The organism is Tabrizicola sp. M-4 (assembly GCF_051132405.1).
In the GTDB taxonomy this organism is placed as follows: domain Bacteria; phylum Pseudomonadota; class Alphaproteobacteria; order Rhodobacterales; family Rhodobacteraceae; genus Paragemmobacter.
The window spans coordinates 3,633,051-3,656,653 of sequence record NZ_CP128606.1; the positions used below are offsets into that span (position 1 = coordinate 3,633,051).

Here is a 23,603-nt window from a genome sequence, read left to right on the forward strand (position 1 = left end):
AGATGGCAATGACTCCGGCTCCGAGTTCTGGCGGGAACCCCATGGTGGCGCAGGTCAAGGGCGCGGTCAGCAATGTGCTGCGGATGGGCAACCAGCCTGCGCTGCGCCGTGCGATGCCTGCGATCCTGATCCTTGGCGTGGCGGGGCTGGCGCTTGGTGGGTGGCTCTTGCTGCGGGAACCGGCGCGGATGGTGCTCTTTCCGGGGCTGGCGGAGGCGGACAAGGCGCGGGTGATCGAGTCGCTGGGCGCGGCGGGGATCGATGCGCGGGTGGACACCCTGACGGGCGAGGTGGAGGTGCCTACGGCGGATTACTATCGCGCACGGATGCAACTGGCGTCCGAAGGGTTGCCGACATCGATGCCGGATGCGAATGCGGTGCTGACAGACCTGCCCATGGGGGCGAGCCGTTCGGTGGAAGGGGCGCGGCTGCGGCAGGCACAGGAATTGGAACTGGCGCGGTCGATCAACGAGATTGCTGCTGTGTCGCAGGCGCGGGTGCATCTGGCGCTTCCGGAGAAGTCGGCCTTCCTGCGCGATACGCAACCGCCGCGGGCCTCGGTCTTTCTGCAACTGGCGCAGGGGCGGGTGCTGGAGCCGTCGCAGGTGGAGGCCATCGTGAACCTTGTCGCAACCTCGATCCCCGGCATGGCGCGGGGCGATGTGACGGTGGTGGACCAGATGGGGCGGCTGCTTTCGCGCGGGTCGGATGATCCGGCGGCGGTGGTGTCGGACCGACAGTTGCAGCACCGGCTGGAAGTGGAGAGCCTGTATCGCGAGCGGATCGAGGCGATGCTGACGCCGATCGCGGGGCCGGGGAACCTGTCGGTGCAGGTGACGGTGGACATGGATTTCACCCAGAGCCAAATTACCGAGGAGCGGGTCGATCCGACGGGAACGGCGCTGCGGTCGGAACAGTCGGAACTGGTGGAAAGCAGCGAACCGCAGGCGCGCGGGATTCCGGGCGCGGTGGCCAATGCGCCGCCGAACCAGGCCGATCTGGTGCCTGCGGGAGAGGCCACGGGGGCGCAACCTCTGGCCGGGCAGATCACCAACCGTCAAAGCGGATCTACGAAGAATTACGAGGTGAGCCGGACGGTGGAGACCACCCAGCCCGCCACGGGGCAGATCAAGAAGATCAGCGCGGCCATTCTGATGCGGGCAATGCCCTCCGCCGCGCCGGTGGAAGAGGGCGCTGAGCCTCCGCCCCTGCTGCCTGAGGAATTGCGGGCCGATCTGGAAAAGCTGGTGCAGGGGGCCATCGGGTTCGATGCCGAGCGGGGTGACACCATCACCATCACGGCGCAGCCCTTCATGGATGTGGTCATGGCAGAGACGCCGACGGACTGGTCCTGGGTGGGCGAGGCATCGCGGCAATTGGGCCTGATCGCGCTAATCGCCATCATCGCGCTGGGCATCATCCGCCCGCTTCTGACCCGCGTCAGCGTGGGTGGCGAGGCGGGTGCGGCGCCGGGTGGCGTGCAGGTCGGCGGGGTGCGCGGCGTCGAGGTGACGGCGGGCGACAGTCTGGACGATGTGCAGGCCCGGCTGGAGGCGCGGCGCGCCAAGCTGACCAATGCCGCGCTGGGCGCGAATGTCAGCCGCGAGGAGAAGTTCGCCGTGCTGCGCCAGATCGTGGCCGAAGATCCGGGCCGCATCGCCAGCGTCCTGCAACGGATGATGAAAGACGATATCGACCGCGCTCCGCGCGCCTGATCGAACCGCCGAACCGAGACAGAGGAGGAAGTCATGCCCGCCCCCCGCCCCGCCGCCGCACCTGCCGCGCCGTCCATGCAGCCGCTGGAAAAGCTGGATTCCATGCAGCGCGCGGCGGTGCTGATGATGCTGTTCGGAGAGCGGGCGGCGGCGGCCGTCCTGAAGAACCTGACGCCCGCAGAGGTGCAGCATCTGGGCGCGGCGATGTATTCGGTGGGCGACGTGGACCAGCTGACTCTGGAACATGTCGTGGAGCATTTCCTGATCGAGTTGAACAACGAGACGGGGCTGAACCATGGCGCGCCGGTCTATATCCGGTCGATGATGACCGAGGCCTTGGGCGAGGACAAGGCGCAGTCGATCATCAGCCGGATCAACCCGTCATCGGCAGAGCGGCCCATCGAGATTCTGGACTGGATGGATGCGCGGTCCATCGCGGAGCTGATCATCGACGAGCATCCGCAGATCATCGCGCTGGTCGTGGCCTGTCTGGATTACAGCCTTGCCGCCGATGTCCTGACCCTGCTGCCAGAGGAAATCCAGCCCGACATCATCCACCGCATCGCGGACCTGACCTCGATCCAGCCGGAGGCGCTGCGCGATCTGGAGCAGGTGATGCAGCGGAAGTTCAAGGCATCCTCCACCAGCCGCGCGAGCCAGATCGGCGGGGTGAAGGCGGCGGCGCGGATCATGAACTTCACCCGCACCCAGACCGAGCAGCGGATCATGCGCGAGGTGCGGAAGGAGGACAAGGAACTGATGCAATCCATCATGGACAACATGTTCGTCTTCGAGAACCTCGAACAATCCGACGAGCGGTCGTTGCAGACCCTGCTGCGCAGCGTGGACAACGAGCAGTTGGTGCTTGCGCTGAAAGGGGCGAGCGAGGGGCTGCGCGACAAGCTGCTTGGCTGCATGTCCACCCGTGCGGCGGCGAACCTGAAGGATGAGATGGAAGCGCTGGGCCCCGTGCGTCTGACGGATGTGCAGGAGGCGCAGAAGACGATCGTCGCCACGGCGCGGAAGCTGTCGGACGAGGGCACGATCGTGCTGGCGGGCCGCGGCGGCGAGCAGATGGTGTAAGCCGTGATGGAGCAGGAAAACCCCCGCATGGGACATGCCGAGGTGATGGCGATGATCCGTGCCTCGGCGCAGAAGGGATTTGCGGGCAAGGCACCGCTGGCCCCGCAGGATGGCGTGTTCCGCCGAGCCAGCCTTGAGAATGTGCGCCGGATCGATCCGGAAGCCTCGTTGATACTGGACGAGGAGGCGCTGCCCGAGGGGATGGCGGGCGTGGAAGTCCTTGCCCCCGATCCGATGGAGGTGGCCCCTGCCCCGGTGATCGAGGACCCGGCGGTGAAGCTGGCCGAGGCGCGGAGCGATGGTTACGCGGCGGGGCGGGCGGATGGCTATGACGAGGGCCGCGCGGCGGGACGGGCAGAGGGGCAGGCCGAGGCCGAGGCCGCCTTTGCCCCGGCGCGCGAGGCCTTTGTCGCGGCGGTGGCGGCGCTTTCGGGCGGTGATGACCTTTCGGAGCGGTTGTCTTCGGTGATTGCCGAGGCGGTGCGTCGGCTGGCGGCGGAGCGGGCGGGGCAGATGATCGACGCGCTGCCCACGGCCTTTGCGGCGCGAGTGGAGGCAATGGCCGACCGCGTGGCGCAGGGGGTGCGGGCGGTGCAGATCCGGCTGCATCCCGATGATCTTGCCGCGATCACGCCGCATCTGGCGGGGTTCGACGTGCTGGCCGGTGCCGTCCTTTCGGGCGATGCGCGGCTGGCGCGGGGGGATGTGGATGTGCGGGCCGATGGCATCCGCATGGCCGATCTGATGGAGCCTTCGGCATGAGCCTGATGGAGCGCGTGGGAGATGTGCTGTCGCCGCGTCGGCTGGCCCCGGTGCCGGTGATCGAGGGGCGCGTCTTGCGCTATGACGGGCTGATACTTGAGGCGACGGGATTTCCGGCCAGCCCCGGCACGCTGTGCGAGATCGCGACGGAGACGGGTGATCCGGTGCAGGGCGAGGTGATCGGCTTTGCGCGCGGGCATGTCATGATGTTCCTGAACCAGCCGGGGGCGGGGATCATCGCGGGGGCGCGGGTTCGGGTCATCGATGGCGGGCAGGAGGCCGAGGTGGGCGAGGCGCTTCTGGGCCGGGTGGTGGATGCCGAGGGGCACCCGCTGGACGGGCTGCCCAGCCCCCGCTGCGAGGATGTGTGGCCGCTGGCGGGGCGGTTGATGAACCCGCTGGCGCGGACGCCGGTGGACAGGCCTTTGGATGTGGGTGTGCGGATCATCAATGCCGCCCTGACGGTGGGGCGCGGGCAGCGTGTGGGGATCATCGCCGGGTCGGGCGTCGGGAAATCGGTGCTGATGGAGATGATGGCGCGCTATACCGAGGCGGATGTCATCGTCGTGGGCCTGATCGGCGAAAGGGCGCGGGAGGTGGGTGCCTTTGCCCGCAGCGTGATGCAGGGAGAGGCGGCCAAGCGCATCTGCATGGTGGCCGTGCCTGCGGACCGCTCCCCCCTCCTGCGCCTGCGCGCGGCGCGGCGGGCGACGGCGATTGCCGAACATTTCCGCGCCAAGGGCAAGCAGGTGCTGCTGATCATGGACAGCCTGACGCGGGTGGCCCATGCCCAGCGCGAGATCGGGCTGGCGCTGGGGGAGCAACCCACGGCGAAGGGTTATCCTCCGTCCGTCGTGTCGCTGATCCCCGGTCTGATCGAGCGGACGGGGCCGGGGCTGCCGGGAGAGGGGGCGATCACGGCGATCTATACGGTGCTGGCGGATGGCGACGACACCACGAACGACCCGGTGGTGGATACGGCGCGGGCCATTCTGGACGGGCATTTCGTGCTGAGCCGCCGTCAGACGCAGATGGGTGTCTATCCGGCGGTGGACCTGCCGCAATCGGCCAGCCGGGTGATGGGCGACATCACCGATGCCCAGCACCGCGCGGCGGCGCAGAAATTGCGCCGGATGATCACGCTTTACATGGACAATCGCGACCTGATGCTGATGGGCGGCTATGTGCCGGGGCAGGACCCCGATCTGGACGAGGCGATACGGCTTTGGCCGCAGGTGACGGCGCTGATCCGGCAGGGGGCGCATGAGCCTTCGGACTTTGCCGCCAGCCGCGAGGCGCTGATCGCGCTGGCCGGGGGTGGCGCATGACGGGTGGCGGGAAATCGCGGGTGCTGAAGCTGATGGCGCTGCAGGAGAAGGCGCGGATCGCGGGCACCTTGGCGGACATGCGCGAGGTGGTGCGCCAGAAGGACGAGGCCGAGCGGATCGTGGAACGCCTGCGTGAGGCGCTGGCGCGGAACGGTGGGACACCGGGGGTGCGGCTGGCGTCCGAGATCATGGCCGAGCGGGCGATGGCCGCGCAGATCGTGACCGAGGCGGAGCGGCACCGGCTGCGTCAGGAGGCGCTGGCCGCACGGATGGCGGAAGAGCAGGCCAAGCTGGCGCGGCAGGAGCATCGCCACCAGACGCTGGTGGACAAGGCCAAGGGCGCGCGGCGCAGCGAGGCGGAAGAGAAACTTGCGCTGCGCGATGCGGCGATGCCGCCGAGGCGGCGCTGAGTTGGCACCGGATTTGCAGTGTGAGCGGTGACTCGGTCCCTTGGCGGGCCAGACATGCAATCGAGGACATGACACATGACCCTGCCTGACATGATCCAAGCCCCGCGTGCCGTGGCGACCGATGCTGTTGCGAAGGCTGGCAGTGCCGAGGCTGGCAAGGCCGCAGGCAAGGCGCAGGGCAAGGGTGATTTCGCGGCAGCCTTGGCCGACATGATGGGTGCGCCATCGGCGGAGGCTGCGGCTGCTGCGCCGGGCGAGGCTGAAGCGGGGGCTGCGGTTGCAGCAGTGGCGGAAGGCGATCCGGGGACGGCGATGCTGGACGATCTGGCGGCGGCGGCGGTTCTACTGCCTGCGGTCGTGACGGGTGAGACCGTCGTGACGGGCGAGGGCGAGGCTGTGGCAACGCCCGATCCGGCGCAGGTCGAGGTGCCGGGCGCGGCTGTACAGGCGCTGCTGGCGGGGTTGGTGGTCAAGCCTGCGCCTGCGGGTGCCGAGACGGCGATTGAGGGGACCGGGGAAGGGTTGGCCGCGGGCGAGGAGGCTGAGGCCGAGACGGATGCCACGGCCGAGGCGGAGGCCTTGGTGCAGGAGGTTCTGACCGATCCTGTTGCCGCGCTGGCCGGGGTGGCCCCTGTCGCGACAGAGGTGCCGCTGGCGGAGGGTGAGGCTGAGGTGGCGCTGGGCTCGGCGGTGACGGCGGCGGTGGCGGGCGGCGTGGTGCAGCCCATGGCCGCGCAGCAGGTGCGCATGGCGACCCTGCCGGGTGGCGGGGCCGAGACGGCGCAGCAAGCGGCGGCGAATGGCATGGAAAGCTCGGCCCAGGCGATCGAGGGGAACCGCCCTGACTTTGCCGAGGGCGAGGGCGAAGGCGCCGATCCCGGCGCCAAACGTGAGATGACGGCGATCCAGCAGGCCTTGGTGGCGGCGGAACGGCCAGCGGCGGCGAAGGCTGCCACGTTGGCCGCCGAGGCGAAGGCCGAGGTGGCGGCAGCCGTCACGGCGGCGACGTCTGCGGGTGCGGCGCAGGCGGTGCCGCAGTCGGGGCAGGCCATGGCGCAGCAGCCCGTGGGCATGGCCAACATGCCGGGCAATCCCGCGCCGATCGCGATGATGCGTCCGGGCTGGGAAGGGGCGATTGCCGAGCGGATCGAGGCAGAACTGTCCGGGGATGGGCAGATCGAACTGGACCTGACGCCGGAACATCTGGGGCGGTTGAAGATCCGTCTCGACATGGTGGACGGGCAGACGATGGTGCGTTTCGTGACGGAAACGACGGAAGCCGCGCGCCTGATCCAGCAGAACGAACACCGCCTGTCGGAATCCCTGTCGCGCGCCGGCCTGTCGCTGGGCGGGCAGGAGACCGCCAGCCGTGACCCGCAGGGCGAGCGTCAGGCCCGTGGCGGCGGCGAGGGTGGCGGCATGATGTATGAGCGGCCCGCGGAGGCGAAGGTCGGCACCATGGCGGTGTCGGGCCGCGCCGCGCCCGGGCTGGTGAACCTGGTTGCCTGAGGGGAATGACCCATGAGCGTTGAAGTCGTCGATCCGGTGGCAAAGCCCGGCAAGGGGAAGAAGATCATCGGTTTTCTGGGCAAGCTGGTGCTGGCTGCCGTGATGGCCGGGGCCGGTTTCGGGGCGGGCTATGTGTATTTCGCCAACCCCTTCTCGCCCACGCAGGACATGCTGCAACTGATCGATCCGGAGGCTGCAACCGCGACCGAGGGCGGGCCCGAAAAGGTGGCGAAGGAAGTGCCGGAGGAGAAATTCTTCGTGACGTCCTATTTCACCTTCCCCGATCCGCTGACCTCCAACCTGCGGGAATCGCGCACTTTCCTGCAGGTGCAGGTGGGGGTTTCGACGCAATATGACGAGTCGGTCATCAAGAATGTGGAGACCCACAAGCTGGCCCTGCAATCGGACATGCTGGCAGTGATCGCGACTTTCTCGGAAGAGGACCTTGCGGGAACCACCGGGCGGGCGCGGCTGGCGGATGCGTTGAAGGATGCGGTCAACAAGCGGCTGGTCCAGATGGAAGGGTTCGGCGGCGTGGAGGACGTGTTCTTTCCGTCCTTCATGATGCAGTAAGGGGCCGCGCCGATGGCGAGCACTCCGCGCAAGCTTTCCGCCAATGAGGTGGCCGCCCTTGTCGGCGGCCTGATGGAGACGACGAGTTTCGGCACCTCGGCCGACGGGATGGAGGTGCGGCCCTATACCTTTGGGTCGAACGACGTTTCCGTCATGGGCGATTACCACGCCCTGAGGATGATCAACGAGCGGTTCTGCCGGATCGCGCGGTCGGTCTTTCTGCCGATGCTGCGGATCCAGCCGCGGATTTCGGCCTTTCCGGCGGAGACGCGCAGTTTCGACGATTACCGCAACAGTCAGGACAATTTCGTTTCGCTGACCAATACCAAGATCGAGGAGTTGCGGGGCAACCACCTGATCGTGATCCCGCCCTCCTTCATCAGCCTGCTGACGGATGCCTATTACGGCGGGCAGATCCGCTATGTGAAGACGGGGCGGAACGAATTCACCTCGACGGAACAAAGGGTTATCGAGATCGTCACGGATCGGCTGAACAACGCGCTGCAATTGGCGTGGCGCGATCTGATGCATCTGACCTTCAACGTCCAGAGCCGGGAGGAGAACATGCAATTCGCCGCCTTCGTGGATGGCGATGACATGATCGTTAACTGTTCCTTCATGGTTCAGCTTCCCGATGCGGAACCGGCGAGTTTCGATATTCTTTATCCGTTCCAGACACTTAAGCCGATCAGCAGCCAGTTGCGGTCACGCACGCAGTCGGATTCGCTGGACGATGACGCAAGCTGGCGCGAGCGGCTGGAGCGGGCGGTGATGTCCGTTCCGCTGGAGGTGCGGGCGCGGCTGTGCGAGCCGGATATCGCGCTGCGCCATCTGGCAAACCTGAAGGAAGGGGATGTGATCCCCGCGAAGGTTTCGGACAAGGTGGAGATCCTGATCGACGGGAAGCCCTATTTCGAAGCGGTGCCGGGCGAGATTGCCGGGAAATCCGCGTTGAGCATCACCAAGACGACAAAAGGTTGAGACAAGATGACCGAAGCGGCCAAGACCAGCAGCGATGGGCTGCGCCTTCTGGAAAACATCGGGGTGAAGCTGACCGTAGAGGTCGGGCGCGCCGAGTTGACGATCCGGGATCTGCTAAGGTTGTCAGAGGGTTCGGTGATCGAACTGGACCGTCTGGCGGGTGACCCTCTGGATGTTCTGGTGAACGGCACGCTGATCGCCAAGGGCGAGGTGGTGATGGTGGGCGAAAGGTTCGGCATCCGTTTCGGGCAGATCATCGACCCGGAGAAACGCGCCGAAAGCATCTGAAACGGTGCTGGCGCGACCGTACCGATTGTTGTGCCGTAAACCGTACCGCAAAGCGTATGCACGCAGCGGGCGGTGGCGTGAGCGGGCGTTAAGGTTAAGGCGGGGAGAGGGTGGCCCGGGGGAAGCGGGGGCGTTCTTCCCGGAGTGGTGATCGTCTGGGGGGATGGGTAGGGATGGGGTCGGCTCAGGCTTGGCTTCGGGCCAATAAGTAGGGTGGGGCGACTTTACCGATGGCCGTGCCGCAAACCGTACCGCAAAGCGTATGCACGCAGCGGGCGCTATGGTGATCGGGCGTTAAGGTTAACGTGGGGAGAGGGTGGCCCCGGGGGAAGCGGGGGCGTTGGTCCCGGAATGGTGATCGTCTGGGGTGATGGGCGGGGATGGGGTCGGCTTGCGCTTGGCGTCGGGCCAATGGGTAGGGTGGGGCGACCGTACCGCTGGCCGTGCCGCAAACCGTACCGCAAACTGTATGCGCGCAGCGGGCGGTGGGGTGAGCGGGCGTTAAGGTTAACGTGGGGAGAGGGTGGCCCGGGGGGAGCGGGGGCGTTCGTCCCGGAGTGGTGATCGTCCGGGGTGATGGGTTTACGGGGTGTCGGGTGGCGCGTTTTGGCCCCTGTGGTGGCGGTGACGTGGCGGCGCTTTGTGCAACCGTTGGAGAGGATGTCGCAGACGGAAGCGATAGGGCCAACAGGCGCTGCGTGGGTGGGGTGCGTGTGACCTGCCCAAAGCAAGACGGGTCCGGTCGTTCTGCGAGGCAAGTCGCCGATGGCCGTGGAGCGAGGGGTTGGCCTTTGCCCTGCCATGTGGAGGTTGCGCGGGTTGGGGTGCTGTGTCAGGCTGATCCCTAGTGTCGCGTAAGGGTGCGTTCCGATGTTTCGAGTTGCGGTGTTCTTGTGCGGCATGTTTTCGGCGGGCGTGGCACATGCCGCCTGCGACAAGCGCTTTGATGGGCTTTGGGCGAACGAGACCATCGCAAACGGGCAATGTGCGGTAGCGACTTTCGGCAATGACAGTGCGAAGGGACAAACCGGCGCTGGCACCTGGACGACGATCGACGAGAGTTGCGAGTGGCAGACCCCCGCCAAGATCCTTGAAGCCGAGTATGACAACAAGATCCATGGGAACATGTCGGCGAAGATGATCGATGCGGACACCTGCGAGATCACCTTCGGCAAGGCCCATGTCTTGGTTGACCGGTTCGGGGCGTGGAAGCCGGTGTCGAGGCGGGCGCGTCTGGACGTGATCGGGCGGGATCTGATCGAATTGTGTTTCGAACAGCAAGGCCACCAGTTCGGCCAGTGCGTCTATTTCGACTATATCAAGGTCTGGAAGTGAGCGCAGGCCGCAAGGGGCAGTCGGACGGGGTCTGACCTTAGGCGCCGCGGCGGGGCCGGGGCTGGCCCGTGACGGGTTCTGGCCGTGGCCGGACGGGCCGGGATGCCGGAAGAAAAAAGTGCGGGATCGCACCTATCGGGGTGGCATCCGGCATGGGGCTTGCACGGGAAGGGGCGTGATGTGGCCCCTTTTGCCGGAGTGCAGCCCTTGGACGTGATACGACCGGAGCAATTGCTGACCCTGACGCTGTTCATGGCCGTGCTTGGCCTTGGCTGGCTGGTGGTGAAGATCAACCGGGGCGGGTTGGCCCGCCGGATCGCCGGGAACCGGCGGATGCGGCTGGTGGAGGTTGCCGCCCTGTCGCCGAGCGACCGGGCGATGATCCTTGCGGTGGATGGGCGCGAGTTCCTGATCCTGCGCTGCCGGGGCGAGGCGCCGTTGATGACGGCGCTGCCGGAAGGGGGGATGGCCCCCCCTGCCCTGCCGGACGTGGCCAAGGCGGAGGGCGTGGCATGAGCGGGATGCGCTGGACCCTTGCGGTCGGTCTTCTGATGCTGCCGGGCGTGGCGATGGCGCAGGGATTGCCTGCGCTGACCCTGACGGAGAATGCGGATGGGGGGACGACCTATTCGCTGTCCTTCCAGATCCTGATGCTCATGACGGCGCTGACGGTGCTGCCGTCGATCGTGCTGGGGATGACGGCCTTCACGCGGATCATCATCGTGCTGTCGATCCTGCGGCAGGCGCTGGGCACGCAGCAGACCCCGCCGAACCAGGTTCTGGTGGCGCTGGCGCTGTTCCTGACCTTCTTCGTCATGCAGCCGACGATGACGCAGTTCTACGAGCAGGCGCTGGGCCCCTATCTGGACGGGCAAATGCCTGCGGATCAGGCGATCGAGACGGGGACGCGGATCATCAAGGCCTTCCTGATCGAGAACACGCGGCAGAATGACCTGATGATGTTCCAGCAACTGGCGGGGGATGGACCCTATGCGAACCAGGACGAGGTGCCGCTGTCGGTGCTGCTGCCCGCCTTCATCACATCGGAGCTGAAGACGGCGTTCCAGATCGGGTTCCTGATCTTCCTGCCCTTCCTTGTGATCGACATGGTGGTGGCGTCGATCCTGATGGCGCTGGGGATGATGATGCTGTCGCCGATGCTGGTGTCGCTGCCCATCAAGCTTTTGCTTTTCGTGCTGGTGGATGGCTGGGCGCTTACCGTGGGGTCGCTGGCGGCGACCTATGGCGTGGGGGGATAGGGCCGTGGAATTCGACGCGAATATCGAACATCTGCAGCAGGCCTATTGGCATATCCTGCTGGTGTCGGGGCCGGTCCTTGGCGTGGCGCTGATGGTGGGCCTCGTGGTGGGGATCGTGCAGGCCGCCACGTCGATCAACGAGCAGACGCTGAGTTTCGTGCCGAAGCTGGCGATTGCCATGCTGACCATGGCGCTGGCCTCGGGGTTCATGCTGACGGTGATGACGGATTACTTCCAGACGATCTTTGAATCCATCCGGGCGATCCGCTGATGGGGGGAGAGGAGGCGTTTCCGCTGCCGGGGATGGGCCTTTCGGCGATCATCGACTGGCTGGCGGTCTATCTGTTCGCGATGCTGCGGATCGGGGCGTTCCTGATGGCCTCGCCAGCCTTTGGCGGGCGGTTCGTGCCCGCGCAGGTGCGGCTCATGGCGATTGCGGTTCTGGCCCTGCCGGTGATGGCGGGCGGGGTGGAACTGCCGGAGCCTGCGCAACTGGCGGGGCTGTCGGCCCTTCCGTTGATCTTGCAGGAACTGGCCATCGGGCTGGTGGCGGGGATGGTGCTGACGGTGCTGTTCGGGGCGGCCGCCTTGGCGGGGGACCGGATCGCGGCGACGGCGGGGCTTGGCTTTGCGGCGCAGTACGACGCCTCGGCCGGGGGACAGACGCCGGTGGTGGCGCAGCTTTTCGGTCTGTTCCTGCTGATGGTGTTCTATTCGGTGGATGGGCATCTGGCGGTGATCCGCATCGTTCTGGAGAGCTATATCGCGGTGCCGCCGGGATCGGCCTTCGACCTGCCGCGGTTGGTGCAGGCGGGGATCATGGCGGGGGGGCAGATGTTCCTTCTGGGCACGATGATGATGCTGCCGGTGATCGCGGTCCTGCTGCTGTTGAACCTTGCGGTGGGGGTGCTGACGCGGTCTGCGCCGACGCTGAACATCTTTTCCTTCGGTTTCCCGGTGACGATGACGGTGACGCTGATCCTTCTGTACCTGTCCACCCCCGGCATGGCCGTGGCGATGGAGGATGTGGTGCGGGAGGCGGTGGCGATGCTGGAGGCCCTGCTGCTGGGAGGCGGCAATGGCTGAGAACGAGGACGGCGCCGAGAAGTCACATGAACCGACGCAGAAACGGAAGGACGATGCGCGGGAGGATGGCACGGTCCTGACCTCGAAGGAGGCGCTGGTCTTTGCGGGTTTCGCGGTGGGGGCGGGGATGATGGCGATGTCGCCCGCGCTGATGCCGGGGGTGTTGCCGTTCTGGGCGGATTACTTTGCGCTCGGGCCGGTGGCGGAACTGGACGGGATCGTGGCGGCGCGGGTGGATGGGGCATTCTGGCAGATCCTGCTGATCGCGGTGCTGGTGGCGCTGCCGATGGTGCTGGCCACGATCGGGGCGCAGATCGCGATGGGGGGGATGCACTGGTCGAACAAGGCGGCGGGGTTCAAGGGGAACCGGATCAATCCGCTGGCCGGGATGAAGCGGATGTTTTCCACCAATGCGCTGGTGGAACTGGGCAAGGCGGTTGCGAAGGTCGTCGTGCTGGGTGCCATTGCATGGGGCATGGTGGGGGGCATGCTGCCGGGGCTGGAGCGGCTGTGGCAGCAGACGCCGGGGGCGGCGTCGGCGGTTCTGGGCGATGCGGCGATCCGGCTGATGTCGGGGCTGGCCTTGGGATTGGCGTTGATCGCCGCGCTGGATGTGGCGTGGCAGATCGTGAAGCTGCGCAAGGACCTGATGATGACCTTCCAGGAGGTCAAGCAGGAGAGCAAGGAGCAGAACGGTTCGCCCGAGGTGAAGGGCAGGCTGCGCCAGTTGCAGATGGAGGCGAGCCGGAATGCGAGCAAGCGGCGCAAGGCGCTGGACGACGTGCCGCGCGCCACGGCCATCGTGACGAACCCGACCCATTTCGCCGTCGCCCTGCGCTATGTGCCGGGCGAGACGCGGGCGCCGATGATCCTTGCCATGGGCAAGGGACCCATGGCGCTGGAGATCATGGAGCGGGGGCGGAAGGTCGGGCTTTCGCCGGTGCAGATCCCGCTCTTGGCACGGGCCCTGTATTTCACCGGGGATATCGGGGCGGAGATCGACGAGAAGCTTTACGCGGCGGTCGCGGCGGTGCTGGCGCATGTCTACCGGTTGGATCGCGGCGAAGGGTCGGTGCTGCCCGATGTGGAGGTGCCGCCGGAACTGCGGTTCAGCGAGTTCGGGCAGCGGCAAGGATGACGAGGTGAGACGATGACGAAGCGGACGCAGAAAAGCACGGGCGAGGTGATTTCCACCATCGTCTTCGCGCTGGGTGGGCTTGTGCTGCTGGGGGCGGCGCTGGACCCGGATTTTCCGGCATGGGAGCGGGTGGCGATGGGGATCGGGGCGGTGGGCGGCTTTGCGGCGGCGGGGCGGTTCGCGATTGCGTCGATGGTGGGGCGGAAGGGGTGAGCCGGGGCCCGTGATGGCACGGGTCTTGCTGTAGCTGAGTGCAAAGCAAGGAGACGGCTATGCCGAGCGCGCCGAAGAAGAGGAACGACGCCGCGGATGCGGCCGTGGAGGTGGTGGAGGTCGAGGAGATCCTGCCCGAGCCCGCCGATGACAAGGCGGATGAGGGCATCCGTCGCGCGCTTGATGCGGCGCAGGCGGCCAATGATGCCGCGCAGGACATGGCAGAACTGTCCTCGGCCTATCGCGCCTTTGCGGAGGCCGTGATCAAGGGCCAGAAGCGCAACACGCAGATCGCGACCGGGGCCGCCATCGGGGCCATGGTGGCGCTGGTGCTGGCGGGGCTGGTCTATTTCCGGTCGGTCGGTGATCTGCGGACGGCGGCGGCGGTGCAGGCGGAGGCGGCCAAGCTGCTGGTCGAGGAGGTCAAGCAGATCGACGGCATCGGCGACACGGTCGAGGCGCAACAGGCGCAGATGCAGGAAGAGTTGATGGCCACGCTGCATGTGGTCACGACCGAGATCGAGGATGCCGCGCGGGCCGCCGTGGCCCCGCCGGAGGGCGAGATGGAGGCGCAGCTTGCCACCACGATCCGCGAAGGCGTGAAGGCCGATCTGGATGCGCTGCGCGACGAGTTGCTGCAGGTGCTGGCCGAAGTGGAGATGAGCGGCGCGCAGGGTGGCCTGACGGCGGCCGAGATAACCGAGTTGCTGGCGGGCGTGAAGACCCTTGTCGCGGCCTCGGGTGGTGGCGGCGGTGGCGGTGGCGCGGCCCCTGCCCCGGAACCGCGTCAGACGGCCCCCGCCAGCGGCACCAAGCCGCGCCCGAAGCCGAAGTCGAATGAACCCAACCCTTTCACCTATCCGTAGGCCATGCAGAACGAATTCATCCCAGAGGTTGAAGAGACCCCCGTCATCACCGCCCTGCGTTTGCGTGGGGAATCGCTGGCTGCTGCCGGGCGCAGGCTGGGCCTGCGCAGCGGGGATGTGCTGACGGCGATCAACGGCATCCCCTTTCGCGGAGACGAGGCGGCGCTGGCCGCACGCTTTGCCGCGCGCGGCAAGACGGGACTGGCGCTGACCTTCCTGCGCGAGACGCAGAGTTTCACGGTGCTGGCCGAGACGGCGGCGCTGGGCCGGTGGGAGAGCATCCCCTTTGCCCCCGGCGGCGCGGAGGAGGAACACAAGCGGATCGATCCCGCAGGTTTGCGGAATTACGAGGTGATGCGGTCGGGGGACGGGCTTTATGACCTGCATCCGACGGAGGCGTCGGTGATGGCGCTGATCGCGCCGCCCCTGTGGCTGTTGCAGGCACGGCTTTGGGTGCATGGGGCGATCGTGGTGGCCGCGCTGGTGGCGGCGGCTGTGGTGTCGCCGCTTTTGTCGGCGGTGGTCTGGCTGGCATCGGGGCTTTGGGTGCGGCGGCAGGCGGCGCATTTCATGCGGATGGATCGGCACGGGCGGGGCCTCGGCTTTGCCGGGGTGATCGCCGCGCCGAGCGAGCGGGAGGCCCATGCGCGGCATCTGGCCGTGCATCCCGAGGATCGGTATCTGTTCGCGCCGGAGCCGCGTGCGACGGAGCAGGCGGCCTGAGGCGCGGGGTCCGCGCTGCTGTCGTTGTCTTGATCTTCCGGAGAGGCCCCCGTTTCGCGGGGGCCTTTTTGCCATGTCGCAAGCGGGCGGCCCGCCGTCGCGGGGTGGCGGCCCGGCATGGAGGGGATGGGGTCTATTGACCACCGGGCGCCGCCTGCGGGGCGGCGGTGGGCAGAGGAGAGCCGGATGAGCGTGACCTTCCTCGCATCGGCCATCGTGATCGTGACCGGGGTTTTCTGGGGCGTGTACTGGGTTCCGGTGCGGGCGCTGGCCGGGATGGGCCTTGACGGGGCTTGGGGGACCGGGGCCATCACGCTTGGGGCCGTGGTCATGCTGTTGCCATGGGTGATGGCGCGGCGGGAGGGGTTGCGCGGGCAGGACCCGCTGGGCATCGCGGCCATCCTTCTGGGCGGGGCGGCCTTCGCGCTTTATTCCATCGGGTTCCTGTATGGGAAGGTCGCGCTGGTGGTGCTGCTGTGGTTCTTCAGCCCGGTCTGGAGCGTGCTGATCGCGCGGTTCCTGCTGGGGATGCGGGTGCCGTCGTTGCGGCTGGTGGCGATTGCGGTGGGGCTGGTGGGGCTGTTCATCATGCTGGGGGGTGACGGGGGGCTGCCCCTGCCGCGCAATCTGGGGGAGTGGATGGCCTTCGTGGGCGGCATCCTCTGGGCCTTTGCCACGGCGGGGATGCGGCTGCGGTCGACGGTGGCGCCGCTGCCCGCGGCCTTTCTCTTCGCGCTGGGGGCGGCGGTCCTGTCCTTTGTGCTGGCGCCGCTGCTGGAGCCTTTGCCGCAGGTCGAGGGGGCCGATCTGGCCGCAATGGCGGGGACTGCGCTGGTGACCGGCGCGCTGTGGTGGGTGGTGTCCATCGCGGGGCTGATGTGGGCGGCGTTGCGGCTCGATCCGGCGCGGGTGGGGATCCTGTTGATGACGGAGGTGGTCTTTGGCGCGGTGACGGCGGCGGTCTTTGCGGGGGAGAGCCTGTCGGGGGCAGAGATCGCGGGCGGCGGGCTGGTGATCCTGTGCGGGCTGCTGGAGGTGTGGCCGGTGAAGGCGCGGGCGCAGGGCGGCGGCGGAACATAAAAAGGGCCCGCACGAGGCGGACCCTTTTCATCCGTGAGCGGGAGACCTGATCCCGTCCCGGTGGGGGAGGTCGTGACCTACATCTGGTTCATGATCGCGCGGCGGCGGCGATCGACCGATGAGGGAATGCGGAGCTGGTCGCGGTACTTGGCGACGGTGCGGCGGGCGAGGTGGACGCCTTCCTCCTGCCCGATGATGCGGGCGATGGCGTCATCGGAGAGCGGGTCCTCGGGGTTTTCGGTGGCGATGAGCTTCTGGATGCGGTGGCGCACGGCGGAGGCGGAACCGGCCTCGCCCGCGTCACCCTCGCGGCTGGCAAGCGCGGCGCTGAAAAAGCTTTTCAGCGGGAAGGTGCCCTGCGGCGTGGCGATGAGGATGCCCGAGCAGACGCGGGAGACGGTGCTTTCATGCACGCCGATCGCCTCGGCCACTTCGCGCAGGACCATGGGGCGCATGCGGGAGGCGCCGAATTCGAGGAATTCGGTCTGGCGGCGGACCACCTCGGCCCCGACCTTGAGCGTGGTCTGGTTGCGGTGTTCCACCGCGCGCGAGAGCCAGCGGGCGACGGAGAGGCGTTCGGCGACATAGGCGTTGGCCTCGACCCGGCGGGTGGAGAGGCGGCGGGCCTCGCCTTCGCGGACGACGACGGTGGGGAGGGTGGAGCGGTTGAGGTCCACGCGCCAGCCATCGGCGCCGCGCGTCACGATGAGATCGGGGGCGCGCTGCGGCATGGGGGTGGCATCGAAGGTGGCGCCGGGTTTGGGGTTGAAGCTGCGGACCTGACGGAGCATCGCCTTGAGGTCGTCCATGTCGACACCGCAGGCGCGGCAGAGGCCGCGCAGATCGGCCTGCGCCAGCATCGGCAGGTTGTCGAGCAGGGCGGCGAAGGCGGGGGTCAGGAGGCCCTGATCGGCGGCCTGCAGGCGGAGGCATTCGGCGAGGTTGCGGGCGAAGAGACCCGCGGGTTCCACGCGCTGCAGTTTGAGGAGGAGTTCCTCGGCCTCGGCTTCCGAAACGAACAGGCGTTCGGCAATGGTGGAGAGGGGTTGGCCAAGCCAGCCCGAAGGTTCCAGCGCGTCGAGGAAGGCCTCGGCCATCAGCACCTCGCGCGGGGTGAGGTCGAGGCGGGCCACTTCGGCGGCGGCATGGGCGTAGAGGGAGGGGCCGGGATCGGCGGCAAGCTGGCCCAGACGATCCCAGTCGTTGTCGCCGGAGCGGAGTTGCGAGGGAAGGGTCAGGTCGCGGCCCGTGCGGGCGGCGGCGGCGGGGGTGCCACGGGTGGAGAGATCGAGGAAGGGGTTCTCCTCGGCCTGGGATTCGATGAAGGATTGCAGGTCGGCATTGCCCATCTGCAGGAGCTGGATCGCCTGCTGAAGCTGGGCGGTGACGACGACCGATTGGCGCTGGCCGATGGATTGTGCGGTAAAAAGCTGCATGGTCATGAACTCCTTGCAGCGACATTGGCGCATGGTCGCAGGCCTGCGCAAAATTTCCGTTTGACACCCCTAAAATGGGCGAAGGTGGGGCATTAGTCGGGATTGCCCTATGTGTAACCCATTGAAAAATAATGATGCCCCCGGTTCGGATGGACCGGGGGCATCCTTTTGTCTGTCGGGAAATCGTCAGCCGCGGAGCAGACTCAGGACGTTCTGCTTGGACGAGTTCGCCTGCGCGAGCATCGCGGTCGAGGCCTGCGAGAGGATCTGGCCACGGGCGAGGTTCGTCGATTCCTTGGCGAAGTCGGCGTCCACGACCTGCGAGCGGGCGGTCTGAACCGAGACCGAGATGTTGGTCAGGTTCGAGATCGTCGAGTCGAGGCGGTTGGACAGAGCACCGAGGTCACCGCGCGACTGGCTGATCTTCTGCAGCGCGACGTCGATGACTTCGATCGCCTTTGCCGAGGATTCGGCGGTGGACAGGTCAATGTCGGCGACCGACTCGAGTTCCGAGGTGAAGGAAGCGGCGGCGGCGTTCTGGAAGAAGCCAGTCGCGCCTGCCGTCGCGCTGATCGCGAAGGACTCGGTCGAGGTGAAGCTGACCTGACCGGTGATCGTGGTGGCCGCGCCCACAGCAAGCGTCGAGGTGACGGCAGCGGTGTCCGGATCACCATCGGCGTCGATCGACAGCGTAATGCCCGCAGTCGTTGCGGTGTGGGTGTAGTCGTCGATCGTGATGTTGGTGCCGTTGGCATCGGTCATCACGATGGAAGTGTTGTCTTCACCCATCGTGGCGGTCACGCCGGTGGAAGCCGACTTGCTGTTGATCGCGTCACGCAGCGAGGTCAGGTCGATATCGCCGTTGGCATCCGTCGAGATGGCGACGCCGGTCCCGATGGAGGTGCCGTTAATGGTGAAGCTGACCGTGCCAGCGGCAGCGGCGCCGCCGGTGAAGGAGAGGGTCGCCTGCGTCTTGGCGGTGGCCGCGACACCGGTCATGGACTGCGCTGCGTTGACGGCTGCGGCCAGTTCCTCGGCCGACTGGCCGGCGGTGGCCTCAATCTCGGCGCTGCCTGCGCTGCCGGTGATCACGATGTCCTGCGCACCGACACCGGTGGCCGAAGCCGAAGCGAGGGTCGACTGCTTGTAGGCGCCGATCTTGGTGGCGGAGGTCGAGTCGATGGAGATGTTCAGGGTCTGGCCCGCATCGGCACCGATCTGGAACTGCTTGTTGGTGAAGGAGCCGTCCATCACCTTCATGCCGTTGAAGGTGGTGTTTTCGGCGACGCGGTTGATTTCCGACAGGAGCTGACGAACCTCGGCCGTGATGTTGCCGCGGTCAGAGCTGGTGTTGGTGTCGGAAGCCGACTGCACGGCCAGTTCGCGGACGCGCTGCAGCATGTTCGAAACTTCGACATGGGCGCTTTCCGTGGTGTCCAGCAGGTTCTTGCCATCGGCTGCGTTCCGGATGGCTTGGTTGATGCCCATCACCTGCGAGGTCATCTTTTCGGCGATGGCCATACCGGCCGCATCGTCCTTGGCGCCGTTGATGCGCAGACCCGAGGACAGGCGCGTCATGGCGGTATTGAAGTCGTTGTTCACCTTGTTCATGTTCGCCTGAGCGGCGATGGCACCGATATTCGTATTGATCGTCGTCATGGTATCAGCCTCCTGAAAATCCCATCGCGCTTCGTTGCGCTCGGGAATGACAACGGCCTGTTACGGAGATGTTTAGCCGGATGAGGTTGAATCGTGCGATTCTGCGGTTTTTTGGGGGTTTTTGGCAGATTGTCAGGGGTTTTTTGCCTTTTTCTGACCTGCCTGCGAGGGGAAAAACGTGCGGGATCAGGGAAAATGCACGGATGTTCGGAAAAAATTTCGCCCTCGCGCGTGATTGATGACGGGAGGGTGAGGGGGTTTCGGCGGAGGTTCGCCGGGGTGGATAGGCCTTGCGTGTTTATTTACGCGTATATGTGCGCGAGGGGGGTATCAGAGCGGAGAATGCTGCCGTTCTAGGGGCCAGACCTTTCTTCTCGGAGCTGGCTCATGGATATCGCAACGCTCGTCGGTCTGCTGGGCGCCATCGCGATGGTCATCGGTTCGATGATCTTTGCCGGTGGGGTTGGCCCATTCATCGACGTGGCCTCGGTCGTCATCGTGTTCGGCGGGACCTTCTTCATCGTGATGATGAAGATGCCGATGGGTGTGTTCATCGGGCATTTCAAGGCATTGGGAAAGGCGTTCAAGCCGTCGGTCTATGACATGGGCAAGGTTGTGGAGCGGATGGTGGAGCTTTCGACCATGGCGCGGAAGGACGGGATGATGGCGCTGGAGGGGCAGCAGGTGCCGGACCGGTTCTTTGAGCGGGGTTTGCAGATGCTGATCGACGGATCGGACGAGGCGAAGCTGGTGAAGGCCCTGAAGCAGGAAACGAAGGCGATGAAGTCGCGGCACGAAGGCGTGCATAGCGCAATCAAGGCCTGGATCGACTATGGCCCGGCGATGGGGATGATCGGCACGCTGATCGGCCTTGTGCTGATGCTGGGGAATATGAGCGACCCGAAATCCATCGGTCCGGCGATGGCGGTCGCGCTTTTGACGACGCTTTACGGGGCGCTGATCGCGAATGTGATCTTCGGGCCGATCCTTTCGAAGTTGGAGGGGTATACGGCGGATGAGGTGGCCTATCGCGAATTGGTGATCGAGGGGCTGCGCGGGATCGCGCGGGGCGACAGCCCGCGCAACGTGCAGGAGCAGATGGTGACCGTGCTGCCGCCCAAGGAGCAGGCGCGGCTGATGGCCGCGTAAGGGGGAAACATGGCCAGCACCGCCAAGGTCACACTGCTGCGGCCACCGCCGCCGGTCGTCGAGGAAGATGATGACGACGACAGCCCGCCGTGCCCGCCAGTCGGCGCGCCGGCGTGGCTTGCGACTTTTGCCGATATCGCGACGAACCTGATGGCGTTCTTCGTGCTGATCCTTGGTTTCGCGAAGTTCGACGAGGTCAGTTTCAAGAAGATGGCCGGATCGATGCGCGAGACATTCGGGACGGAAATGGTGTCGCCCATTCTGGAGAACCAGCCGGGCGCGATGATGATCGAGATGAACTTCAAGCCGCAGGGGATGCCGCCCGACAGCGTGGAGGGCGAAGAGCCGCCCTCGGGCGACGAGGGGCCGAACACCAAGCGGGACGGGCCGGAAGACGGGCGCGCGCCGGAGGAACCGGGGCCGCAATCGGCGGAAGAGGCGGCGGCGGAAGCGGCGGCCAAGGCGGCGGGCGAGGCGCTGATGCAGGCGCTGGCCTCTGGCGGGTTGGAGATTCAGCAGGGCGACAACAAGGTGACGGTCAAGGTGCCAGAAGGGGCCGGACAGCCGAGCGCGGAGGAGGTGGCGCAGGCGCTGTCTTCGCTGGCCGAGGGCGGCAAGGAGGGCGGCAAGGACGGCACGCAGCAGGGCGACCAGTCCGGCGGCGACGTGGCCGGGGAGGGCGCGGTGGAGCAGGCGGCGGCGGAACCGGCGCAGCAGCAGGCGGCACCGGATCAGCCCGCGGAAGAGGGCACGGGCGAGGCCGCGCCGGGAAGCGGCGGCCAGGGCGGCACCTCGACGGGCCGGGCGACGAGCCCCGGCTTTGCGGAGGCCAAGCTGAGCGTGGCGCTGCGCGATCAGGCGGCGCAGGGGCTGGTCGAGGTGGAGCGGCGGGATGGTTCCGTCTTTGTGACGGTGGGCGCGGGCGGGGCATTCGCCTCGGGTTCGGCGGACCTGACGGAGCAGGCGCGCGAGATCATGCGGCAGATTTCCCTGAGCGCGCTGGGGCCGAATGCGACGATCACGGTGACGGGGCATACCGACAACGTGCCGCTGTCGTCATCGCCTTTCGTGGACAATTTCGGGCTGGGCGCGGCGCGGGCGTCTTCGGTGGTACGGGAATTGCTTGAAAGCGGGGAAGTCGATCCTTCGCAGGTGACGGCGGTGTCCAAGGGCGAGACCTCGCCCGTGGCGGACAATGCCACGCCGGAGGGACGCGAGAAGAACCGGCGGATCGAGATCGAGATCGATTACGGCGCGCCGTGATGGGCCGCGGCTAACATCCGGGGGCGGTACGACCGTTATGGTTGTGGAAGAGGATCGGACCGATGACAGTTGATGTCCTGACCGCAATGAACAAGAACGGCTCGGGGTTGAACCTGCGGGAGCTGTCCACCTCGCTTGCGCAGGCGGATGTGGCCCCGCGGATCGGGACGCTGACCACCAAGGTGGAGGCGACGGAGCTTTCCATCTCGGCCATTGGTGAGATCCGGTCGAAGCTGTCCTCGCTGACGAATTCGGTGCAGTTGATCCGGTCGAACCCGGTGTTGAAGGCGACGTCGAGCAATTCCGGCGTGGCGGTGACGATCACCGATCCTACCAAGGTGGCCAACCGGACCTTCTCGGTCGGGGTGACGCAGCTTGCCTCGCGGCAGGTGCTGGAGTTCGGGGGGTTCGCCTCGGCTGATGCGCTTGTGGGGGCGGGGACCTTGCAGGTGGAGGTCGGGGAATGGACGGTGGATACCAACGGTGACCCGGCCTTCAACCTCAACCCGGCCTCGACGGTGCAGACGCTGACCATTCCCGAAGGGGTGACGCTGACGATGCTGGCGGAGACGCTGGACGCGCTGCCGGGCATGTCGGCGCGGGTGCTGCCCAAGGGGGATGGCACGTTCCTTCTGGGGATCGTGAGCGAGGAAGGAGCAAATCAGGCGCTGCGCCTGACTGCGACGGAGACGGTGCCGGGGCTTGCTGCCTTTGACACCACGACGACGAATGCGACGCGGCAGATCAAGGCGGCGCAGAATGCCACGCTGACCGTGGACGGGATCCCGGTTTCACGGTCGTCGAACACGATCACCGATCTTATTCCCGGTGTGGAGGTGCAGCTTTCGGGCGCTGCGGGGACGCAGTCGACGGTCAACTTCACCCGCGACAAGGAAGCGGCGCAGTTGAACCTTGAGGCGCTGATCGAAGAGGTGAATTCGACGCGGAAGCTGTTGAATGACCTCTCCGCGCGAGGGATCGGCGGGGCGGAAGGCGGGGCGCTGGCCGGGGATCGGCTGGTGGAGAAGCTGAAGAACGACATGACCAACCTGCTGTCGCAGCCGATCCTTGGGTTCGGGTCCGAGGCGAAGCGGCTTACGGATTTCGGGGTGGCGACGAACCGGGACGGGTCGCTGCGGTTTGACTCCACACGGTTCGAGCGGGCCTTCCGGGACGATCCGGCGAGTTTCGACATGCTGTTCCGCGACCGGATGACGTCGGATGTGGAAGGCGTCACGGTGGGCGGCACCTTGGGTGCGGGCGCGAAGCCGGGTGTCTATAACTTCGTGCGCGATGCCGTGACGGGTGAGGCGCGGCTGGACGATACGCGGATGGTGGGGCTGAACTTGGCGCCGGGATCGCAGCGGTTCTTCCTGTTCCAGGGCAATCTGTCGGGCCTTCAGCTTGACGTGCCGGACGGGGTCAATCAGGCGGAGGTGCGGTACGGTCGCAGCTTCCTGTCATCGCTGGAAGCGGTGCTGGATGCGGCGCTTTCGACGGGGGCGAACAGCCTTACGGAGCGGGAGACGCAGTTGACCACCCGGCTGACGGAGACCACGACGCAGATCGAGGAACTGGAGACGCGTCAGACCATGCTGGAGCAGCGGTATCTGTCGCGGTTCACGGCGATGGAGACGGCGATTGCCGGGCTGCGCAGCACGGGGGCCTATCTGACGAACCTTGTGGCGCAGTGGAACAAGAGCACCTGAGCGGGTGCGATTTCGCAGATGCGAAAAGGGGGGCCGCT

The 23,603-nt window shown here is 66.6% G+C and carries 24 protein-coding genes; 22 read left to right on the top strand and 2 right to left on the bottom strand.

The genetic code is table 11. The features are described from left to right. Positions 1 to 2: 2 nt before the first annotated feature. The 19 genes from fliF to TabM4_RS17860 all read left to right on the top strand — a co-directional run bounded on the left by fliF (position 3) and on the right by TabM4_RS17860 (position 16,349). Positions 3 to 1,715, top strand: coding sequence for a flagellar basal-body MS-ring/collar protein FliF (fliF, locus tag TabM4_RS17770; RefSeq protein ID WP_434615453.1), 1,713 nt, complete (start codon positions 3 to 5; stop codon positions 1,713 to 1,715). A 33-nt stretch (positions 1,716 to 1,748) separates the two neighbouring features. Beyond that, a complete protein-coding gene (gene fliG, locus TabM4_RS17775; RefSeq protein ID WP_434615456.1) occupies positions 1,749 to 2,798 on the top strand; it encodes a flagellar motor switch protein FliG in 1,050 nt (349 codons plus the stop codon). Positions 2,799 to 2,804: 6 nt separating this feature from the next. Then, entirely contained in the window at positions 2,805 to 3,560 is a 756-nt protein-coding gene (locus TabM4_RS17780; protein ID WP_434622154.1) for a FliH/SctL family protein, read from the top strand. 5 nt (positions 3,561 to 3,565) lie between these two features. Further along, a complete protein-coding gene (locus TabM4_RS17785) occupies positions 3,566 to 4,888 on the top strand; it encodes a FliI/YscN family ATPase (protein WP_434622155.1) in 1,323 nt (440 codons plus the stop codon). Further along, positions 4,885 to 5,298: a hypothetical protein gene (locus TabM4_RS17790; RefSeq protein WP_434615459.1), complete on the top strand. Its 414-nt coding sequence runs from the start codon at positions 4,885 to 4,887 to the stop codon at positions 5,296 to 5,298. Before TabM4_RS17785 ends, TabM4_RS17790 begins: the two co-directional genes overlap by 4 nt. A gap of 75 nt (positions 5,299 to 5,373) precedes the next feature. Beyond that, positions 5,374 to 6,807, top strand: coding sequence for a flagellar hook-length control protein FliK (locus TabM4_RS17795; protein ID WP_434615462.1), 1,434 nt, complete (start codon positions 5,374 to 5,376; stop codon positions 6,805 to 6,807). 12 nt (positions 6,808 to 6,819) lie between these two features. Then, positions 6,820 to 7,380 carry a flagellar basal body-associated FliL family protein gene (locus TabM4_RS17800; RefSeq protein ID WP_434615465.1) on the top strand — a complete coding sequence of 187 codons (561 nt, stop codon included), beginning with the start codon at positions 6,820 to 6,822 and terminating at the stop codon, positions 7,378 to 7,380. A 12-nt stretch (positions 7,381 to 7,392) separates the two neighbouring features. Then, a complete protein-coding gene (fliM, locus tag TabM4_RS17805; protein ID WP_434615468.1) occupies positions 7,393 to 8,361 on the top strand; it encodes a flagellar motor switch protein FliM in 969 nt (322 codons plus the stop codon). A gap of 6 nt (positions 8,362 to 8,367) precedes the next feature. After that, positions 8,368 to 8,649 (top strand): flagellar motor switch protein FliN, encoded by a 282-nt coding sequence (gene fliN, locus TabM4_RS17810; protein ID WP_434615471.1) that lies wholly within the window; start codon positions 8,368 to 8,370, stop codon positions 8,647 to 8,649. An 870-nt stretch (positions 8,650 to 9,519) separates the two neighbouring features. Then, entirely contained in the window at positions 9,520 to 9,984 is a 465-nt protein-coding gene (locus TabM4_RS17815; protein WP_434615473.1) for a hypothetical protein, read from the top strand. Between the two features lie 180 nt (positions 9,985 to 10,164). Further along, positions 10,165 to 10,500: a flagellar assembly protein FliO gene (locus TabM4_RS17820; protein WP_434615476.1), complete on the top strand. Its 336-nt coding sequence runs from the start codon at positions 10,165 to 10,167 to the stop codon at positions 10,498 to 10,500. A gap of 5 nt (positions 10,501 to 10,505) precedes the next feature. Then, on the top strand, positions 10,506 to 11,243 hold the full coding sequence (gene fliP / locus TabM4_RS17825) for a flagellar type III secretion system pore protein FliP (protein ID WP_434622157.1): 738 nt from the start codon (positions 10,506 to 10,508) through the stop codon (positions 11,241 to 11,243). Between the two features lie 4 nt (positions 11,244 to 11,247). After that, positions 11,248 to 11,514: a flagellar biosynthesis protein FliQ gene (fliQ, locus tag TabM4_RS17830; RefSeq protein WP_434615478.1), complete on the top strand. Its 267-nt coding sequence runs from the start codon at positions 11,248 to 11,250 to the stop codon at positions 11,512 to 11,514. Then, positions 11,514 to 12,329, top strand: a complete 816-nt coding sequence (gene fliR, locus TabM4_RS17835; RefSeq protein ID WP_434615480.1) for a flagellar biosynthetic protein FliR — start codon at positions 11,514 to 11,516, stop codon at positions 12,327 to 12,329. Before fliQ ends, fliR begins: the two co-directional genes overlap by 1 nt. After that, positions 12,322 to 13,467 carry an EscU/YscU/HrcU family type III secretion system export apparatus switch protein gene (locus tag TabM4_RS17840; RefSeq protein ID WP_434615483.1) on the top strand — a complete coding sequence of 382 codons (1,146 nt, stop codon included), beginning with the start codon at positions 12,322 to 12,324 and terminating at the stop codon, positions 13,465 to 13,467. The genes fliR and TabM4_RS17840 overlap by 8 nt, the downstream gene beginning before the upstream one ends. 12 nt (positions 13,468 to 13,479) lie before the next feature. Beyond that, positions 13,480 to 13,680: a hypothetical protein gene (locus tag TabM4_RS17845; protein ID WP_434615486.1), complete on the top strand. Its 201-nt coding sequence runs from the start codon at positions 13,480 to 13,482 to the stop codon at positions 13,678 to 13,680. A 59-nt stretch (positions 13,681 to 13,739) separates the two neighbouring features. Continuing rightward, positions 13,740 to 14,546, top strand: coding sequence for a hypothetical protein (locus tag TabM4_RS17850; protein WP_434615488.1), 807 nt, complete (start codon positions 13,740 to 13,742; stop codon positions 14,544 to 14,546). Positions 14,547 to 14,549: 3 nt separating this feature from the next. Further along, the gene (locus TabM4_RS17855) at positions 14,550 to 15,269 is read left to right on the top strand and encodes a hypothetical protein (protein ID WP_434615491.1); all 720 of its coding nucleotides are present in this window, start codon (positions 14,550 to 14,552) and stop codon (positions 15,267 to 15,269) included. Between the two features lie 186 nt (positions 15,270 to 15,455). After that, positions 15,456 to 16,349 (top strand): DMT family transporter, encoded by an 894-nt coding sequence (locus TabM4_RS17860; protein ID WP_434615493.1) that lies wholly within the window; start codon positions 15,456 to 15,458, stop codon positions 16,347 to 16,349. 77 nt (positions 16,350 to 16,426) lie between these two features. On the opposite strand, the gene rpoN is transcribed toward TabM4_RS17860, so the two are convergent. Together rpoN and TabM4_RS17870 are read right to left on the bottom strand one after the other, a co-directional pair. After that, entirely contained in the window at positions 16,427 to 17,785 is a 1,359-nt protein-coding gene (rpoN, locus tag TabM4_RS17865; RefSeq protein ID WP_434622159.1) for an RNA polymerase factor sigma-54, read from the bottom strand. Between the two features lie 186 nt (positions 17,786 to 17,971). After that, positions 17,972 to 19,444, bottom strand: a complete 1,473-nt coding sequence (locus TabM4_RS17870; RefSeq protein ID WP_434615496.1) for a flagellin — start codon at positions 19,442 to 19,444, stop codon at positions 17,972 to 17,974. Between the two features lie 387 nt (positions 19,445 to 19,831). Between TabM4_RS17870 and TabM4_RS17875 the strand changes: the two genes are divergently transcribed. The 3 genes from TabM4_RS17875 (at position 19,832) to fliD (ending at position 23,565) form a co-directional block, all read left to right on the top strand. After that, on the top strand, positions 19,832 to 20,593 hold the full coding sequence (locus TabM4_RS17875) for a motility protein A (protein ID WP_434615499.1): 762 nt from the start codon (positions 19,832 to 19,834) through the stop codon (positions 20,591 to 20,593). 9 nt (positions 20,594 to 20,602) lie between these two features. Next, a complete protein-coding gene (locus TabM4_RS17880; protein ID WP_434615502.1) occupies positions 20,603 to 21,856 on the top strand; it encodes an OmpA family protein in 1,254 nt (417 codons plus the stop codon). 62 nt (positions 21,857 to 21,918) lie between these two features. Further along, complete coding sequence (fliD, locus tag TabM4_RS17885) at positions 21,919 to 23,565, top strand: flagellar filament capping protein FliD (protein WP_434615505.1); 1,647 nt, start codon at positions 21,919 to 21,921, stop codon at positions 23,563 to 23,565. Positions 23,566 to 23,603: the final 38 nt, after the last annotated feature.

Coding starts and splice junctions, on each gene's coding strand:
- fliF (WP_434615453.1), top strand. CDS start 3: ATGGCAATGACTCCGGCTCCGAGTTCTGGCGGGAACCCCATGGTGGCG.
- fliG (WP_434615456.1), top strand. CDS start 1,749: ATGCCCGCCCCCCGCCCCGCCGCCGCACCTGCCGCGCCGTCCATGCAG.
- TabM4_RS17780 (WP_434622154.1), top strand. CDS start 2,805: ATGGAGCAGGAAAACCCCCGCATGGGACATGCCGAGGTGATGGCGATG.
- TabM4_RS17785 (WP_434622155.1), top strand. CDS start 3,566: ATGGAGCGCGTGGGAGATGTGCTGTCGCCGCGTCGGCTGGCCCCGGTG.
- TabM4_RS17790 (WP_434615459.1), top strand. CDS start 4,885: ATGACGGGTGGCGGGAAATCGCGGGTGCTGAAGCTGATGGCGCTGCAG.
- TabM4_RS17795 (WP_434615462.1), top strand. CDS start 5,374: ATGACCCTGCCTGACATGATCCAAGCCCCGCGTGCCGTGGCGACCGAT.
- TabM4_RS17800 (WP_434615465.1), top strand. CDS start 6,820: ATGAGCGTTGAAGTCGTCGATCCGGTGGCAAAGCCCGGCAAGGGGAAG.
- fliM (WP_434615468.1), top strand. CDS start 7,393: ATGGCGAGCACTCCGCGCAAGCTTTCCGCCAATGAGGTGGCCGCCCTT.
- fliN (WP_434615471.1), top strand. CDS start 8,368: ATGACCGAAGCGGCCAAGACCAGCAGCGATGGGCTGCGCCTTCTGGAA.
- TabM4_RS17815 (WP_434615473.1), top strand. CDS start 9,520: ATGTTTCGAGTTGCGGTGTTCTTGTGCGGCATGTTTTCGGCGGGCGTG.
- fliP (WP_434622157.1), top strand. CDS start 10,506: ATGCGCTGGACCCTTGCGGTCGGTCTTCTGATGCTGCCGGGCGTGGCG.
- fliR (WP_434615480.1), top strand. CDS start 11,514: ATGGGGGGAGAGGAGGCGTTTCCGCTGCCGGGGATGGGCCTTTCGGCG.
- TabM4_RS17840 (WP_434615483.1), top strand. CDS start 12,322: ATGGCTGAGAACGAGGACGGCGCCGAGAAGTCACATGAACCGACGCAG.
- TabM4_RS17845 (WP_434615486.1), top strand. CDS start 13,480: ATGACGAAGCGGACGCAGAAAAGCACGGGCGAGGTGATTTCCACCATC.
- TabM4_RS17850 (WP_434615488.1), top strand. CDS start 13,740: ATGCCGAGCGCGCCGAAGAAGAGGAACGACGCCGCGGATGCGGCCGTG.
- TabM4_RS17855 (WP_434615491.1), top strand. CDS start 14,550: ATGCAGAACGAATTCATCCCAGAGGTTGAAGAGACCCCCGTCATCACC.
- TabM4_RS17860 (WP_434615493.1), top strand. CDS start 15,456: ATGAGCGTGACCTTCCTCGCATCGGCCATCGTGATCGTGACCGGGGTT.
- rpoN (WP_434622159.1), bottom strand. CDS start 17,785: ATGCAGCTTTTTACCGCACAATCCATCGGCCAGCGCCAATCGGTCGTC.
- TabM4_RS17870 (WP_434615496.1), bottom strand. CDS start 19,444: ATGACGACGATCAATACGAATATCGGTGCCATCGCCGCTCAGGCGAAC.
- TabM4_RS17875 (WP_434615499.1), top strand. CDS start 19,832: ATGGATATCGCAACGCTCGTCGGTCTGCTGGGCGCCATCGCGATGGTC.
- TabM4_RS17880 (WP_434615502.1), top strand. CDS start 20,603: ATGGCCAGCACCGCCAAGGTCACACTGCTGCGGCCACCGCCGCCGGTC.
- fliD (WP_434615505.1), top strand. CDS start 21,919: ATGACAGTTGATGTCCTGACCGCAATGAACAAGAACGGCTCGGGGTTG.